Source organism: Mucilaginibacter sp., from assembly GCF_036568825.1.
Lineage (GTDB): Bacteria > Bacteroidota > Bacteroidia > Sphingobacteriales > Sphingobacteriaceae > Mucilaginibacter.
The window spans coordinates 1-14,353 of sequence record NZ_DATCRU010000114.1 but is presented as its reverse complement, the minus strand read 5'-3'; the positions used below and the strand labels follow the sequence as shown (position 1 = coordinate 14,353).

General features: G+C 41.8%; 17 protein-coding genes. 12 read left to right on the top strand and 5 right to left on the bottom strand.

The window, feature by feature from the left end; all coding sequences use genetic code 11:
- Window positions 1-353: 353 nt before the first annotated feature.
- Window positions 354-1,409: a 4-hydroxythreonine-4-phosphate dehydrogenase PdxA gene (pdxA, locus tag VIM89_RS24370; RefSeq protein ID WP_488158804.1), complete on the bottom strand. Its 1,056-nt coding sequence runs from the start codon at window positions 1,407-1,409 to the stop codon at window positions 354-356.
- A gap of 156 nt (window positions 1,410-1,565) precedes the next feature.
- Between pdxA and rsmA the strand changes: the two genes are divergently transcribed.
- The 6 genes from rsmA to VIM89_RS24340 all read left to right on the top strand — a co-directional run bounded on the left by rsmA (window position 1,566) and on the right by VIM89_RS24340 (window position 5,720).
- A complete protein-coding gene (gene rsmA, locus VIM89_RS24365) occupies window positions 1,566-2,345 on the top strand; it encodes a 16S rRNA (adenine(1518)-N(6)/adenine(1519)-N(6))-dimethyltransferase RsmA (RefSeq protein ID WP_488158803.1) in 780 nt (259 codons plus the stop codon).
- Window positions 2,342-3,067 carry a hypothetical protein gene (locus VIM89_RS24360; RefSeq protein ID WP_488158802.1) on the top strand — a complete coding sequence of 242 codons (726 nt, stop codon included), beginning with the start codon at window positions 2,342-2,344 and terminating at the stop codon, window positions 3,065-3,067. Before rsmA ends, VIM89_RS24360 begins: the two co-directional genes overlap by 4 nt.
- Window positions 3,068-3,997, top strand: a complete 930-nt coding sequence (locus VIM89_RS24355; protein ID WP_488158801.1) for a 2-hydroxyacid dehydrogenase — start codon at window positions 3,068-3,070, stop codon at window positions 3,995-3,997. It begins immediately after the preceding gene.
- 207 nt (window positions 3,998-4,204) lie between these two features.
- Window positions 4,205-4,678 carry a transcription elongation factor GreA gene (gene greA, locus VIM89_RS24350; RefSeq protein ID WP_488158800.1) on the top strand — a complete coding sequence of 158 codons (474 nt, stop codon included), beginning with the start codon at window positions 4,205-4,207 and terminating at the stop codon, window positions 4,676-4,678.
- Window positions 4,679-4,750: 72 nt separating this feature from the next.
- On the top strand, window positions 4,751-5,152 hold the full coding sequence (locus tag VIM89_RS24345) for an HIT family protein (RefSeq protein WP_488158799.1): 402 nt from the start codon (window positions 4,751-4,753) through the stop codon (window positions 5,150-5,152).
- Between the two features lie 7 nt (window positions 5,153-5,159).
- The gene (locus tag VIM89_RS24340; RefSeq protein WP_488158798.1) at window positions 5,160-5,720 is read left to right on the top strand and encodes a hypothetical protein; all 561 of its coding nucleotides are present in this window, start codon (window positions 5,160-5,162) and stop codon (window positions 5,718-5,720) included.
- Between the two features lie 23 nt (window positions 5,721-5,743).
- Here VIM89_RS24340 and ruvC read toward each other — a convergent pair whose 3' ends face one another.
- Both ruvC and aat read right to left on the bottom strand, forming a co-directional pair.
- A complete protein-coding gene (gene ruvC / locus VIM89_RS24335; RefSeq protein WP_488158797.1) occupies window positions 5,744-6,334 on the bottom strand; it encodes a crossover junction endodeoxyribonuclease RuvC in 591 nt (196 codons plus the stop codon).
- A 67-nt stretch (window positions 6,335-6,401) separates the two neighbouring features.
- Window positions 6,402-7,040, bottom strand: coding sequence for a leucyl/phenylalanyl-tRNA--protein transferase (aat, locus tag VIM89_RS24330; RefSeq protein WP_488158796.1), 639 nt, complete (start codon window positions 7,038-7,040; stop codon window positions 6,402-6,404).
- Window positions 7,041-7,152: 112 nt separating this feature from the next.
- Between aat and VIM89_RS24325 the strand changes: the two genes are divergently transcribed.
- Entirely contained in the window at window positions 7,153-8,562 is a 1,410-nt protein-coding gene (locus VIM89_RS24325; protein ID WP_488158795.1) for a DUF1800 domain-containing protein, read from the top strand.
- A 108-nt stretch (window positions 8,563-8,670) separates the two neighbouring features.
- Entirely contained in the window at window positions 8,671-9,873 is a 1,203-nt protein-coding gene (locus VIM89_RS24320) for a DUF1501 domain-containing protein (protein ID WP_488158794.1), read from the top strand.
- An 85-nt stretch (window positions 9,874-9,958) separates the two neighbouring features.
- Here VIM89_RS24320 and VIM89_RS24315 read toward each other — a convergent pair whose 3' ends face one another.
- Window positions 9,959-10,534 carry a porin family protein gene (locus VIM89_RS24315; RefSeq protein ID WP_488158793.1) on the bottom strand — a complete coding sequence of 192 codons (576 nt, stop codon included), beginning with the start codon at window positions 10,532-10,534 and terminating at the stop codon, window positions 9,959-9,961.
- 131 nt (window positions 10,535-10,665) lie between these two features.
- Here VIM89_RS24315 and VIM89_RS24310 point away from each other — a divergent pair, with 131 nt between their 5' ends.
- The 4 genes from VIM89_RS24310 to VIM89_RS24295 all read left to right on the top strand — a co-directional run bounded on the left by VIM89_RS24310 (window position 10,666) and on the right by VIM89_RS24295 (window position 14,173).
- The gene (locus tag VIM89_RS24310) at window positions 10,666-10,881 is read left to right on the top strand and encodes a hypothetical protein (RefSeq protein WP_488158792.1); all 216 of its coding nucleotides are present in this window, start codon (window positions 10,666-10,668) and stop codon (window positions 10,879-10,881) included.
- Window positions 10,882-11,043: 162 nt separating this feature from the next.
- Window positions 11,044-12,777: a S41 family peptidase gene (locus tag VIM89_RS24305; protein ID WP_488158791.1), complete on the top strand. Its 1,734-nt coding sequence runs from the start codon at window positions 11,044-11,046 to the stop codon at window positions 12,775-12,777.
- Window positions 12,778-13,068: 291 nt separating this feature from the next.
- Window positions 13,069-13,527: a hypothetical protein gene (locus VIM89_RS24300; RefSeq protein WP_488158790.1), complete on the top strand. Its 459-nt coding sequence runs from the start codon at window positions 13,069-13,071 to the stop codon at window positions 13,525-13,527.
- 145 nt (window positions 13,528-13,672) lie between these two features.
- On the top strand, window positions 13,673-14,173 hold the full coding sequence (locus VIM89_RS24295) for a hypothetical protein (RefSeq protein ID WP_488158789.1): 501 nt from the start codon (window positions 13,673-13,675) through the stop codon (window positions 14,171-14,173).
- A 67-nt stretch (window positions 14,174-14,240) separates the two neighbouring features.
- Here the strand turns inward: VIM89_RS24295 and VIM89_RS24290 are convergent, their stop codons facing one another.
- Window positions 14,241-14,342 (bottom strand): IS3 family transposase, encoded by a 102-nt coding sequence (locus VIM89_RS24290; RefSeq protein ID WP_488155649.1) that lies wholly within the window; start codon window positions 14,340-14,342, stop codon window positions 14,241-14,243.
- Between the last annotated feature and the right edge of the window lie 11 nt (window positions 14,343-14,353).

Here is a 14,353-nt window from a genome sequence, read left to right as displayed (position 1 = left end):
TTTTCCAACCTGAGTTCTATCATCAGGCTACATTTGATGAGCTATATTAACCTGACAGACTTCCTGAACAACCCTGAAAAGCTGTCCACCAACCTCCCATCTACCATTCAACTTAAAATAAGCGGCTTAGAGTCAGGGTTTATAACGTAAACCACCATTCCAAGCTATAAGCGCATCTTTATTGACCTTCATCGATTTTTACCGGACAACAGTGAAACAAGTCCGGCACCTCACAGGACATTCACGCCTGCTTGGTCTGCGATTTGCCGGTAGCAGACTTGCTTCTTGTAGACCTTTCTGATGGGGTGCTGAAACAAGTTCAGCATGACCCTTTTATTTTATACTCGCAATTTTTAATCCCTATCCCTGCTCAGTTTGGTAATCGTCAACGGATTTTCCGTCAGCACTGCTGTCTCCTTACGATGTTTCACTACATGGATGGCTGTAAAGATCGCCTCGCGGAAGGAAATTTCAGAAGCCTGATTTTTGCCCGCGATATCATAAGCGGTGCCGTGATCTGGTGAAGTGCGGACGAAACTCAGTCCAGCAGTAAAGTTCACGCCTGACTCAAATGATATTTGTTTGAATGGAATTAAACCCTGGTCGTGATACATGGCCAGCACGGCATCAAACTGCATGTAGGTGCCATTTGCAAAAAATCCGTCTGCCGAATATGGGCCGAATGCCAATATATCATTAGCACGCGCTTCTTCTATGGCTGGTATGATAATGTCTTTTTCTTCGTTGCCAATTAAACCGTTATCGCCAGCGTGGGGGTTTAATCCCAAAACTGCAATTCTCGGTTTTTGTATCCAAAAGTCCTGGCGCAGGCTGGCGTCCATCAGCTTCAACTTGGCCAATATTTTATCAACCGTAATGGAGCTTGCAACTTTGCTTAAAGGAATATGCCCGGTTACCACACCAACACGCAGGGTATCACTCACCAAAAACATCAGCGATTCAGCGGCGCCAGCTTTTTCCTGTAAGTATTCGGTATGGCCGGGGAATTTGAACTCTTCGTTCTGAATATTGTCCTTATTAATAGGTGCAGTTACCAGTGCATCGATCTCTCCATTTACTAAATCTGCCGTAGCACGCTGTAATGATAATAGTGCGTATTTACCGCCTGTTTCATTGATCGTACCCAGATCGATCTTCACATCTTCTTCCCAACAGTTGATCATATTGGGTTTTCTATGTTGAGCCTGTGATGGATTGTTGATCACATTAAAATTCAACTCTCCGGCATTGATGGTACGACGGTGGAACGAAGCCACTTTGGTATGCCCATAAACTATCGGAGTGAAATAGTCATAAATATGGTTGTCAACAAGGGTTTTGATGATCACCTCGAGCCCGATCCCGTTAACATCACCTATACTGATACCTATTTTTAGTTTTTCTGACACGATTACTCCGATTTATTTATGATTACACTGATTTCATTTGTGATTGTACCGATTGCGCAATCCGCACCCACAAACATACAAATAAAAGATTTTAGACTTATAATTCCGGATTAAAGGACAAATATGACGTAATTTGCGGAAATAATTGAATGAATAATGTCGTTAGTAAGAGCAAAAAAGCATCTTGGTCAGCATTTTCTTACTGATAAAAATATAGCCGCCAAGATAGTTGACAGTTTGCAGTTGGCGGTTGGCTATCATGAGGTGCTTGAAGTTGGGCCGGGTATGGGTATCCTGTCTGATTTCCTTTTACAGCGTACTGATCTGCAAACTTACCTGATTGATATCGATACTGAATCTTACGAATTCCTTCAAAAAAAATACCCGCAGCTGGGTGAGCGGCTGATCAATGATGATTTCCTGGAGATGGATTTTGGAAAGATATTTCAGAAGCCTTTCGGGATCATCGGAAACTTTCCTTATAACATCTCCTCGCAAATATTATTTAAGGTGCTGGATAATCGTCAGCAGGTGGTTCAGGTGGTGGGCATGTTTCAAAAGGAAGTTGCTGAACGCTGCGCCGCCAAAGCCGGGAGTAAAGAATATGGTATTCTGAGTGTTTTTCTGCAAGCCTATTATAAGGTGGAGTATTTGTTTACTGTAAAAGCCGGGGTATTTAATCCACCACCTAAGGTGTTATCAGCTGTTATCCGCCTTACCCGAAACGATGCTGAAAAACTGGATTGTGACGAAAAGCTCTTCTGGCAGGTGGTAAAAGCCGGATTTAATCAACGTCGCAAAACGTTGAGGAATGCGCTATCATCCCTGATCAATAAAGAAAAAATGGCTGATGAGCCTATGCTTGATTTGCGTGCTGAACGGCTGACAGTAGCAGATTTTGTTAATTTGACGAATAAGATTGTTGAGAATAAATGAACCGTTTTTTACTCTCATCGATACTCATTCTGATTTTTTGCAACAGTTACGCGCAAAAACAACAATTTGATTATAGCAATATCATTACGACAAAAAAGCTTGCGGTAAGAAGTAAAAAGCATCCAACGGATAACCCATCCATTTACCTGATTCCTGTTGTGTCAAAAAAGTATCCTAAGCTAAGAGACGCTTTATGTGATACTAATTTATTTAATGGTGAAAAGCTTGATTCTGTAGTAAAGGAATATCAAAATGAAGGCGTGGGTATTTCGTCCTTTTCTTATACGATAACCTACGCAAATAAGAATATCATATCACTCAAACTTGATTATGAGACAATGGGGGCTCATCCTGATGAGTATCAGCGATGGCTTACCTTAGATATCCATACAGGCAAATACTATTCTTTAAGCAACGAAATTGATTCAAGAGGCTTAAATTGGACATTTACTAAATATAAGGCTACACTCAGGAAAAGAATATCAGGAAATAAAGAAGATAAGGATTGCGGTAATACTTATGATGATTTGAAAGCAGCTGTTGATAGTTTGAAAGCCAATGACCTATTTAAAGGATACATCTTTACTAAAGAAGGGGTAATGCTTTCAATGGAAAAAATATTACCGCATGTTGTACAAAGTTGTGAGCCTGATAGAGAGCTACTAATACCTTTCAGTAAGCTAAAACCATTTAAAGCTACCACCGCCATTGTTATTAAATAAATGAAAAAGAGCATATTAATTGTCGACGACATCCACCCCATATTTATAGAACAAGCCGAAGCGATGGGCTACCATTGCAATTATCAGCCAACCATAAAGGCCGAGCAGGCTTATGAGATTCTTGGCGGATATGAAGGGCTAGTAATTCGTTCTAAATTTTTAGTCGACCGCAAGGTGCTTGATCTGAGCAAAAAACTGCAATTTATTTGCCGTGCAGGTGCGGGGATGGATAATATCGATGAGAACTATGCGATAGAAAAAGGCATCACGCTGATCAATGCGCCCGAAGGGAATATGGATGCCGTTGGCGAGCATACGGTAGGTATGCTGCTGAGCCTGATGAACAATTTTAACCGCGCCGATGCCGAAATACGTGAAGGTCTTTGGAAACGTGAAGCCAATCGTGGTTATGAGCTAAAAGGCAAAACTGTTGGCATTATCGGTTACGGCTTTATGGGCGGAAGTTTTGCAAGGAAACTTGCAGGGTTCAGCGTGAATGTGATCGCCTATGATAAATATAAAACCGGCTTTAGCGATCAATATGTTCGCGAGGTGAGTATGGAAGAAATGGTTAAGCAAGCTGATGTGGTGAGTTTCCATATCCCACTTACGCCTGAAACCAACGGAATGGTGGATGATGAATACCTGTTTCATTTCAGAAAGCCGATCTTCCTGCTGAATACATCCCGCGGAAAAGTAGTAAAAGTGCAAGCTGTTTTAAATGCAATAAAACAAGGAAAGATATTAGGTGCCGGGCTGGATGTGCTTGAAGTAGAGAAATTTCCTGCACTGGGCGAGCAGGCATGGTATGAGGAATTGAAGCAGTCGGGTAAGGTATTATTGACGCCACATGTTGCTGGTTGGACGTTTGATTCGTACCGACGAATCAGCGAGGTGATGGCTGAGAAATTAGCTAAATTAAGTGCCTGATTTTGATCGGTTGAGCGAATTAATCACTTAAAAAAATTTGGATATTAAAACTTAAATCACTTATCTTCGTTTTACTTGAAAGCAAGACTATAAAGGCGGCGCCGATATAGTCTTGTTTGTTTTTATAAGCAACCGCGTCCTTCGCAAAAATGGGGGACGGTTTTTTTTGGTATCAATTATTAAACTAAAATATTAATACAGCGAGTTATGGCAGAGGTAGCATATTACACCAGGGATGGCCTGGATAAATTAAAAGAAGAATTACAGCAGTTAAAAACTACCGGCAGGGCAGCTATTGCCAAAGCTATTGCTGAAGCAAGAGATAAAGGCGACCTTTCTGAAAATGCAGAATATGATGCCGCTAAGGAAGCACAGGGCCATCATGAATCAAAAATTGCCAAAATGGAAGAACTGCTTTCAACAGCCCGCTTGCTCGACGAAAGCAAACTGGATACTTCCAAAGTACTGGCATTGTCTATAGTGAAGATAAAGAACGTAAAGAACGGCGCTACCATGAGCTATCAGCTCGTATCGGAAAGTGAAGCCGACCTGAAATCAGGTAAAATATCTGTTAGCTCGCCCATTGCAAAGGGCTTGTTAGGTAAAAAAGTAGGCGAAAAAACCGAAATTACTGTACCGGCAGGTAAGATTGAATTTGAAATTCTTGAGATTAGTCGTTAGTTAAATGGTTTATTGGTTAAGTAGTTGATATTTTGAAAACCACTTAACCAATCAACATAATCAACCACCCACATGTCCACCATCTTCTCAAAAATAGTAGCCGGTGAAATTCCCGCTTATAAAGTGGCCGAAACGGTAGATTATTTAGCATTCCTGGATATCAGTCCGCTGGCTGAAGGGCACGTTTTGGTGATCCCTAAAAAAGAGGTCGATTACCTGTTCGACCTGGATGACGAGCTTTATACCGGTCTGCAAATATTTGCGAAGATTGTGGCAACAGGTTTGAGGAAAGCTATTCCGTGCAAAAGAATAGGTGTCGCGGTGATTGGTTTGGAAGTGCCTCACGCACATATCCACCTGATTCCAATGAATAGTGTGAGCGATCTTAACTTTGCACGGCCAAAACTAAGCTTTACAGCTGAACAGCTTCAGGCTACCGCGGAGAAAATAAAAGATGCTCTTCGAGCCGAGTAAATTCCACATGTCTCAAATATCTATTGGCGACTATACGGTCGAACTTTCAGTGTATCCTTTTAAAGAATATACTGCTGTCGATAGTGAAGAAAAATATGATCGGCTTTATTTAGAAGAAGGTGAATATTCTTTCATGACGATGGTCGCTATCAAAGTCAGCCTAGCAGGTGAGCCCCTTAAAGGTGCTCTAATCGGAGCCACCGGCGGCGGGGCAGGTGTCTTGGAAAACAGTTTCGTTACTGAACCTGACAGAATTGTTATCTGCTGTTCTGATAGTGTATTTAGTTTGTCAATACCTGACCTATCTCTAATTTGGAAAACAAAAGCCGATTGGGCGACCTGTTTTGAAATCTTTAAATATCAATCAGACTATATTGTACATGGTGAAATGGACATAACCCGTTTAGGACGGGATGGTCAAATAATCTGGCAACAAAGCGGGGCAGATATTTTTGTGTGCTTAGATCCAAACGAAGCCGGGTTTATACTTACCGATCAATATATCCTGGCAACGGACTTTGAAAACAGAAAATACAAATTTGATTACAAAGGTAATATAATCGACTAACGGAGACGCGATGCATCGCGTCTCTACTTTTTTTTGGATACCACGCGATCTGCGTTGTCTTTAATAAAAGTCTCCCAACCTGAATATGTTTTCTTTTTAGCGGCTTTTCCTGTAGATGTACTAATCCTCTGGAAGGAATGGCAAACCGCTACGGCAAGGCCGTCCGTCGCGTCTAAAAACTCCGGCGTTTCTTTAAATTTTAACAGGTTTTGCAGCATAGCGGCTACCTGCTCTTTGGTGGCACTACCGTTGCCGGTTATAGATTGTTTTATTTTACGTGGCGAGTATTCTGTGATATCAATATTCCTTGATAATGCCGCTGCTATGCACACGCCCTGGGCGCGACCAAGTTTTAGCATTACCTGTATGTTTTTACCATAAAAGGGCGCTTCAATGGCGAGGCAATCCGGATGATAATTATCTATCAGGGCTACTGTCTTTTCAAATATCCGCTGGAGCTTCAGCATATGATCGTCCATATTCTCCATCTTCACCACGCCGAGGCTTATGAGCTCTATTTTTGAGCCGGCTTCTTTTAACAAGCCATAGCCCATCACCGCGGTGCCGGGGTCTATTCCTAATATGATGCGTTCTTTGTTGTTGGGTTGCTCCATTATTTACGACTCAGACTTACGAAGTTTTAAAAACTTCGTAAGTCTTGTATACAGAGCAAAACTAAATTTATCCGGCGTTATTTTGCAGTATTTCCAAATATTCCTGGCGACTTATCATCCTTGCACCCATTGATTCCAAATGTTCAGTATAAACCTGACAGTCGATCAGTTTATATTTATTGGTACTGCATAAGCTGATCAATGCTATCTTGGAAGCATTGCTTACCTTGCTAAACATACTTTCACCACAAAAAACCTCTCCAACCTGCACACCATATAGTCCGCCAACTAATTGCTCATCTTTCCAAACTTCAACGGAATGAGCATAACCTTCTTTGTGCAATCGGATATAAGCTTCCATCATATCTGCAGTTATCCATGTACCGGGTTGATCTTTACGATTGACAGTGGAACAGGCATCTATCACCTCGGCAAAATTTTTGTCATAAGTAACCTTGAAACGCCCTGATTTCAAGATCTGCCGCATGCTTTTGGATATCTTTAATTCATCCGGGAATAAAACAAAACGTTCGTGAGGAGAGTACCATAATATTGGCGTATCATCATTGTACCAGGGGAAGATACCATTTTGATACGCCAATAAAAGGCGGTCGGTTGATAAGTCGCCCCCAACTGCCAGCAGACCATCTTCTTCGGCCAAAGAAGGGTTGGGGAATAGAATACGCTTATCGAGCCTGAATATCATCAGGCAAATTTATGCCTTCTTTTTTATCACCAGTTTTTTATTCTGCGCTTAGCTTGGTCGCACTAATGCAATTACGAAATAATTTCAAATCGGGTTTAAGTTGTTTAAACCCTTGCTGAAAACAAGAGTCTTACTGATGCATATGGATAACCTGAAGCTGATAAAACACTTATATGCCAGGGCCGGCTTCGGCCTTTGTTTTTCGGACAAAAAATCCGCGGAACACCTTTCTGTTAAGAAAGAAGTAAAGGAATTATTTAAAGCTTCAGAGACTAACGTACCCCTTAATGTGGTTCAGGAAAATATTGATTATATGAAGCTGCTGACCGGCGATATGCTGGCAAAAAAACAGGTCATGCAGCAGCAACGCCAGCAGGAGAAGGATCTGAACCTGGCATGGATCACCAGGATGAGCACCACCAATGCCCAATTGCGGGAGACGATGACCCTGTTTTGGCACAATCATTTTGCCTGTCGCACCAATAACGCGCTATATGCGCAACAACTAAATAATATTCAGCGGACTTATGCATTGGGTAATTTCCGCGATCTGTTGTTAGCTGTATCCAAATCGCCGGCGATGCTGCAGTTTCTGAATAACCAGCAAAATCATAAAGGTCATCCCAACGAGAATTTCGCCCGTGAGCTGATGGAACTTTTCACCATTGGCCGGGGAAACTACGCCGAGCAGGATATTAAAGAATCGGCCCGGGCATTTACCGGCTGGGGCTTTGATAAAAACGGTGAGTTTAAAGTAAGGCCTTTTCAGCATGACGACGGCGAAAAGACTTTTATGGGAAAAACCGGCAATTTAAATGGCGAGGACGTTATCAATCGCCTGCTCGAACAAAAGCAAACTGCTGTGTTTATCAGCAACAAACTTTATAAATACCTGGTAAACGAGATCCCCGACCCTGTACACGTAAATGAAATGGCCGATGTATTTTACAAAGCCAATTACGAAATAAAGCCATTGCTGGAATATGTTTTTACTGCCGATTGGTTTTATGATGATAAGAATATGGGCAACATGATCAAATCGCCTGTAAGCTTTTTGGTGGGATTGAACCGTCAGTTTTATATTACTTACCAGCGACCTGAGGTAATGCTCGAATTTCAAAGGGCTTTGGGCCAGGTGTTATTTTATCCGCCTAATGTAGCAGGATGGCCGGGTGGAAGGAATTGGATCGACAGTTCATCATTGATGTATCGACTCAAAATACCTTCAATGGTGTTGGACGGGGGATTGATTGATTTTGCAGGCAAGACCGATCCTGACGATGAGGCATACCTGGCTACCATGCGTAACCGGCAATCTGCAATAAGTGCCAAAGTACAGGCGCAGCCTGATTGGGATAAGTTTTTACAGGGTATACCAAAGAACTTATCCAAAAAAGATGTCGCTGAGTTTATGCTCGAACCCAAACTAAGTGCAGCCATACAAAATACAGCCGCGCAATCGGCAGATATAAAAACATTGGCAATTGAGTTGGCTTCGACACCGGAATATCAACTGTGTTAATTAATTTTAATTAGTGAATTAGCGAGTGAGTGAATGAGTGAGTAAATAATCTCAAATGTTCATCAAAACAATCGCTCATTCACTAATTCACTCATTCACTAATTGTATATGAAAAGACGTGAATTTCTAAAGAACTCCGCATTGGCCTCAGGGGCCTTTCTGATACCGGCTTTTTTGAAGCCATTGGAGGGCATTGCCCATGAGCAGATCAGCGGATATAAAAACCTGGTGATCATTCAGCTTTCGGGTGGTAATGACGGTCTGAATACTATCGTTCCTTTTGGAAATGATATTTATTATCAAAAGCGAACCTCGATCGCCATCAATCAGAATGAGGTGATCAAACTGAATGACATGCAAGGGTTAAATCCTAATCTTAGCGCTTTAAAAGAAATTTACGATCAGGGATGGATGAGCATTATTAATTCTGTGGGTTATCCAAATCCCGATCGTTCACACTTCCGGTCGATGGATATTTGGCAAACTGCAAGTGATTCGAACCAGTTTCTGACTACCGGGTGGATAGGCCGCTACCTGGATTCCAATTGTCAAAATGGTAATAAAAATCCGTATATGGCTATCGAAGTGGATGACACTTTATCGTTGGCTATGAAAGGAATCAGTATGAAAGGCATTGCAGTACAGGACCCAAATAAATTATACCAAACAACACGTGAACCCTTTTTTAAAGATCTGGTACACGAACATGATAACGAGCACCTGAGTGAGGATAACCTGGGTTATCTGTATAAAACTATGATCGAAACTTACTCCTCGGCTGATTATATCCAGAAAACATCAAAAACTTATACGGTTAGTGCCGAATACCCCGCAACACCGCTTGGTAATCAATTGAAGACTGTTTCAAAATTCATCAACTCCGGTTTGCAAACAAGGATATACTATGTTTCTCTTAGTGGGTTTGATACACACGTCGGTCAGCAAAACCAGCAGGGCAGGCAATTAAAAATTTATGGTGATGCCGTCGCTGCTTTTGTCAAAGATTTAAAACAAACCGGCAAACTGGATGATACTTTGGTAATGACCTTCTCGGAATTTGGGCGCCGGGTGGAGCAAAATGCCAGCAACGGGACCGATCACGGCACAGCAAACAATGTGTTTATTTTTGGCGGAAAACTTAAAAAGGCCGGGATATTTAATGAGGCACCCAACCTGGCCCAGTTAGATAACGGCGACCTGAAATACCAGGTCGATTTCAGGGACGTGTATGCTACTTTACTCGATAAATGGCTTGATGTAAACAACAGGCTCATCCTGAATAAGAATTTTAATGGGTTGGATTTTATTTAGAATTCACCACAAATTTGTATGCTTTTATATACAAAAAAAGCCCCGGAATTGATACTCCGGGACTTCGTTTTTTTAGTTATCCAGCTTAAAAGAACTTAAATCCGACACTCAAAGCCCAAAGGTTTTGACGCTGCCCAAAGTCGGGGTTGATCTTCGTTAAACCGCCTTCATAGCGTAAGTCGGCTGTGATCGGGCCGATATCCACACCACCGCCTGCCTGGAAGCCAAGGGTACTGTTATTGTAATGACCAAAATCAGCTATAGCAGCATTGGCATTATCCGAGAAGTCCTCCTTCTTATCGAGCGCGTAAGTATAAACCGGGCCAACCATCAACCTGAAATTCAAATCCTTAGAGCCGAAAGAGTGCCCCAGTAACAGCGGAACACTCAGGTTGGTAAAGTTCACATTCGCATGAAAATCGCCGTCGGTAGAAGTAAATTTACCGCCGGTGCTACTCAGGTAAACTTCTGGCTGCAAATAGAATGCGCTGCCTACACGGGCAAAAATACCAGCCTGGTAGCCTGTCCTTGTAGATTCGTTAAAATTATCCATATTAATCTTAGAGAAGTTGACCCCGCCTTTAATACCGAGGCTAACCTGTGCCCTTGCACTGATGCAAACCGCTATCAGCAACGCGACACTTAATAGTAACTTTTTCATTTATTGTTAAATTTAGTTTTACAAATAGGTTAGATGTATTATTTAACTTAGAGTTTAACAATTAACGAGCCAAAATATTGCACAGGTCATCAGCAGATTTTTTCTATTTTTGCTCAAACATATTTTTTGAAATGGCAGAGATCAGTATCAGCAACAAAGACTGGGCACGTGTAAAGATCAAATTACAACGTAAATACAATCACCTCACCGACGAAGAATTGCAGTATAACGAAGGCCAGGAAGACAGCCTGATCAGCCGGATAATGGAATTGGTAAACCGCGACCGTAAGTATGTGGTTTTCACCCTGAAAAAGGCGCTGGCCAATATCGACAATAACCGCCTCTAACCAGCGTTAAATCACGGAACCGGAATTTTTTCGATTTGATGTAAAACTTTACCGCCTGCATCATTTTTTAATATCAAAGTCGTAATTTTATATTCTGGTAATGAGAAATTTAGATTCCATATCTGAATGTCTCTCTTTTATTCGTAACCAACAGGTGCTGTGATGAAAAGTATTTATAAAAAGTGGAGTTTTTTAGCCGGTATAACAGTACTTGCTGTCGCGATCTTTGGCTTCCAGGACGATCTGTTCCAGATCGCCAAAAACCTGGATGTTTTCTCATCTGTTTACAAAGAGGTTAATATCAATTATGTCGATGATATTAACTCGGCAAAAATGATCAAAACGGGTGTCGATGCCATGCTGGATGGCCTTGACCCGTATACCGAATTCGTTCCTGAATCAGAAATCGAAGATTATAAACTTCATTACGTAAGCACCCAATACGGCGGCATAGGCGCCGGTATCTTCGCCCGCGAAGGAAAAGTATACGTTTCTGACGTTTTTGAAGGCTTTCCTGCACAAAAAGCTGATATCAGGGCTGGTGACCGCTTAGTTAAAATCAACAACGTTGACCTGACCGGCAAAACCAACGACCAGGTGAGCCAATTGCTGAAAGGCTCAAAAGGCGCGGCAATCAAGCTGTTGATCAGACGAGGCGATGCAGAAGCTGTTGAGAAAAACCTGGTTCGTGATGAGATAAAACAACCCAACGTAACCTACTCCGGTATGGTTGACGGCAACATGGGTTATATCAAACTCGATAAGTTCCTGGAAAATTCAGCGGATGAGGTAACCACAGCACTTACCAATATTAAAAAGAATAACCCAAGCGGTATCATCCTCGATCTGAGATCAAATGGCGGTGGTATTTTACAGGAAGCTGTGAAGATCGTTAACCTGTTTGTACCAAAGGGTGTTGAGGTAGTATCGCAAAAGGGCAAGATAAAAGATAAAAACTTTACTTACAGCACCCAGAATACACCATTGGAGCCAAACCTGCCTTTGGTAGTTCTGGTAAATGGACGTTCGGCTTCTGCCTCTGAGATTGTGGCAGGTTCCTTGCAAGACCTGGACCGTGCAGTAATTATAGGACAGCGCAGCTATGGAAAGGGATTGGTGCAGCAAACATTCAACCTGCCTTATAATAGCTTGGTGAAGATCACCATTGCTAAATATTATATCCCTTCCGGCCGTTGTGTGCAGGCGTTGGATTACACCCACCGTAAAGATGATGGCAGCGTTGTAAAGGTTGCTGACTCGCTGATGCATGAGTTTAAAACCAAAGACGGTCGCTCGGTTTATGACGGTGGTGGCGTTTACCCTGATATTTTTGTAAAACAGGAGCATTTCGCGAACATCACCCAAACACTGGTTTCAAAGCTTTTGATATTTGATTACGCTACCCAGTTCCGCAATGCACATAACAGCATTGGCGATGTAAGGACTTTCCACCTGACTGATAACGAATACAATGATTTTGTAAAATTCCTTAGTACTAAAAACTACAGCTATACTACCGGAACCGAGAAACTGATAACTAACCTGAAAGCTGAGGCCACCAAAGAGAAACAATTTACCGACATCCAGCCTGAATTTGATGCATTAAAAGCAAAATTAATGGCGAGCAAAAAGAACGACCTTCAGCAAAATAAGGATGAAATAAAGCAAGTATTGGAAAACGAAATCGCATCGCGATACTTCTATGAAAAAGGTCGTTATGAAACCAATTTTAAATATGACAAAGAATTGGCTCAAGCTATAAAAACCATGTCTGACCGGGTTCAGGTTGCATCCATTCTAAAAGGCGACGGCAATTACAAGGTGATCGGCAAACCGCAGTTAGCCATGATCTCCAAAAAGGTTGAAGACAAAGAAAACAATACCGACGAGCAGTAATTCTTCTCAAAATATACAGAACCGGGAGTAGCAATATTCCCGGTTTTTTTTATTGTGTAACCACAGGCGTTTGGAGCATCCAAAAGGGTGTCATGCTGAGGCACTCTAAGCATGTGAGTTGGGTATCGTTAACTATGTATTGGCGATTATGCAAAGTGTAAAGGCCTTTGCCCGCCATACTTCGAGTGCCTCAGCATGACACCCTACACAATATTTATACTCAGCTGTAAAATTTTTGTTATAACACAACAACTTAACACCTTACTTGTATAATTGAAAAAAATCTCGACTATGAAAAAGATCATTTTTGCAGCTGCTATCATTTTAGGTTGTTTTTCAATTAAAGCAGCAAATGCACAAGTACATTTAAGCGTGGGTATTAATATTGGCAGTCAGCCGGATTGGGGGCCTACCGGTTATGACCATGCAGATTATTATTACATGCCCGATATTGATGCTTATTATGATGTAAACGCACATCAGTATGTGTATTCTAATAATAATGTATGGGTACATACAGCATCATTGCCGCCGCGCTATGCTAACTACGATGTGTATCATGGCTATAAAGTAGTAGTAAACGAACGTACGCCATGGGTACATAATGATGTATACAGAAAAAAATATGCATCCTACAAAGGCAGACACGACCAGGCTGTGATACGCGATAGCCACGAAGCGAAATACAAAAATCACTGGAAAGGCGACCATGGCCGCGGTCATGATCATGACGATCATCACAGGCACTAAAAAATTTACTTTGACTAACAAATACAATGCCCTCTGAATCAGGGGGCATTGTTATTTTATAGGTATCATAATACTTTAGACCATATCAATATTTAAACTTTTTCCGTTTAATATTGTCATACATACCAAACAATAATATTTTACTATGAAGAAGTTAGTTTTTACAGCAGCGATATTAATAAGCTGCTTATCATTTAAGTTAGCCGATGCCCAGGTACATTTAAGCGTAGGAGTAAACATTGGCGCTCAGCCTGAATGGGGCCCCGTTGGCTATGACCGCGCCGATTATTATTATATGCCAGATATAGGTGTTTATTACGATGTTCCTGTTCACCAATATGTTTATTTGGATAATGGTGTGTGGGTGCACAGGGCTTACTTACCGGCCAGATGGCATAATTACGATGTTTATCATGGCTATAAAGTAGTTGTAAACCGCCCTAACCCATGGCGTTATGATGCCGACTACAGGGTACGATATGCCGGCTATCGTGGCCGTCACGACCAGGTGATTATCCGCGACAGTCATGACGAAAGGTACCGCAATCACTGGCATGATAACGGTCGTCACGAAGGCTGGGACCGGGGCCGTGGGCATGGTGAAGGCCGCGGGCATGGCGAAGGTCATGGACACGACCGTCACTAAGAGTCAAATCAACAATAATAAGAAAGGCTTCTCTTTTACTGAAGTGCACCCCAAAAGTTGGACAAACTTAATTATTATTATCATAATGAGCTCGGTATTTAGCCGGGCTCATTCCTTTTAGATTGAGCTTGATTCTGTCGTTGTTATAATACGTGATATAGTCCTGAATGTCGCTTTTAA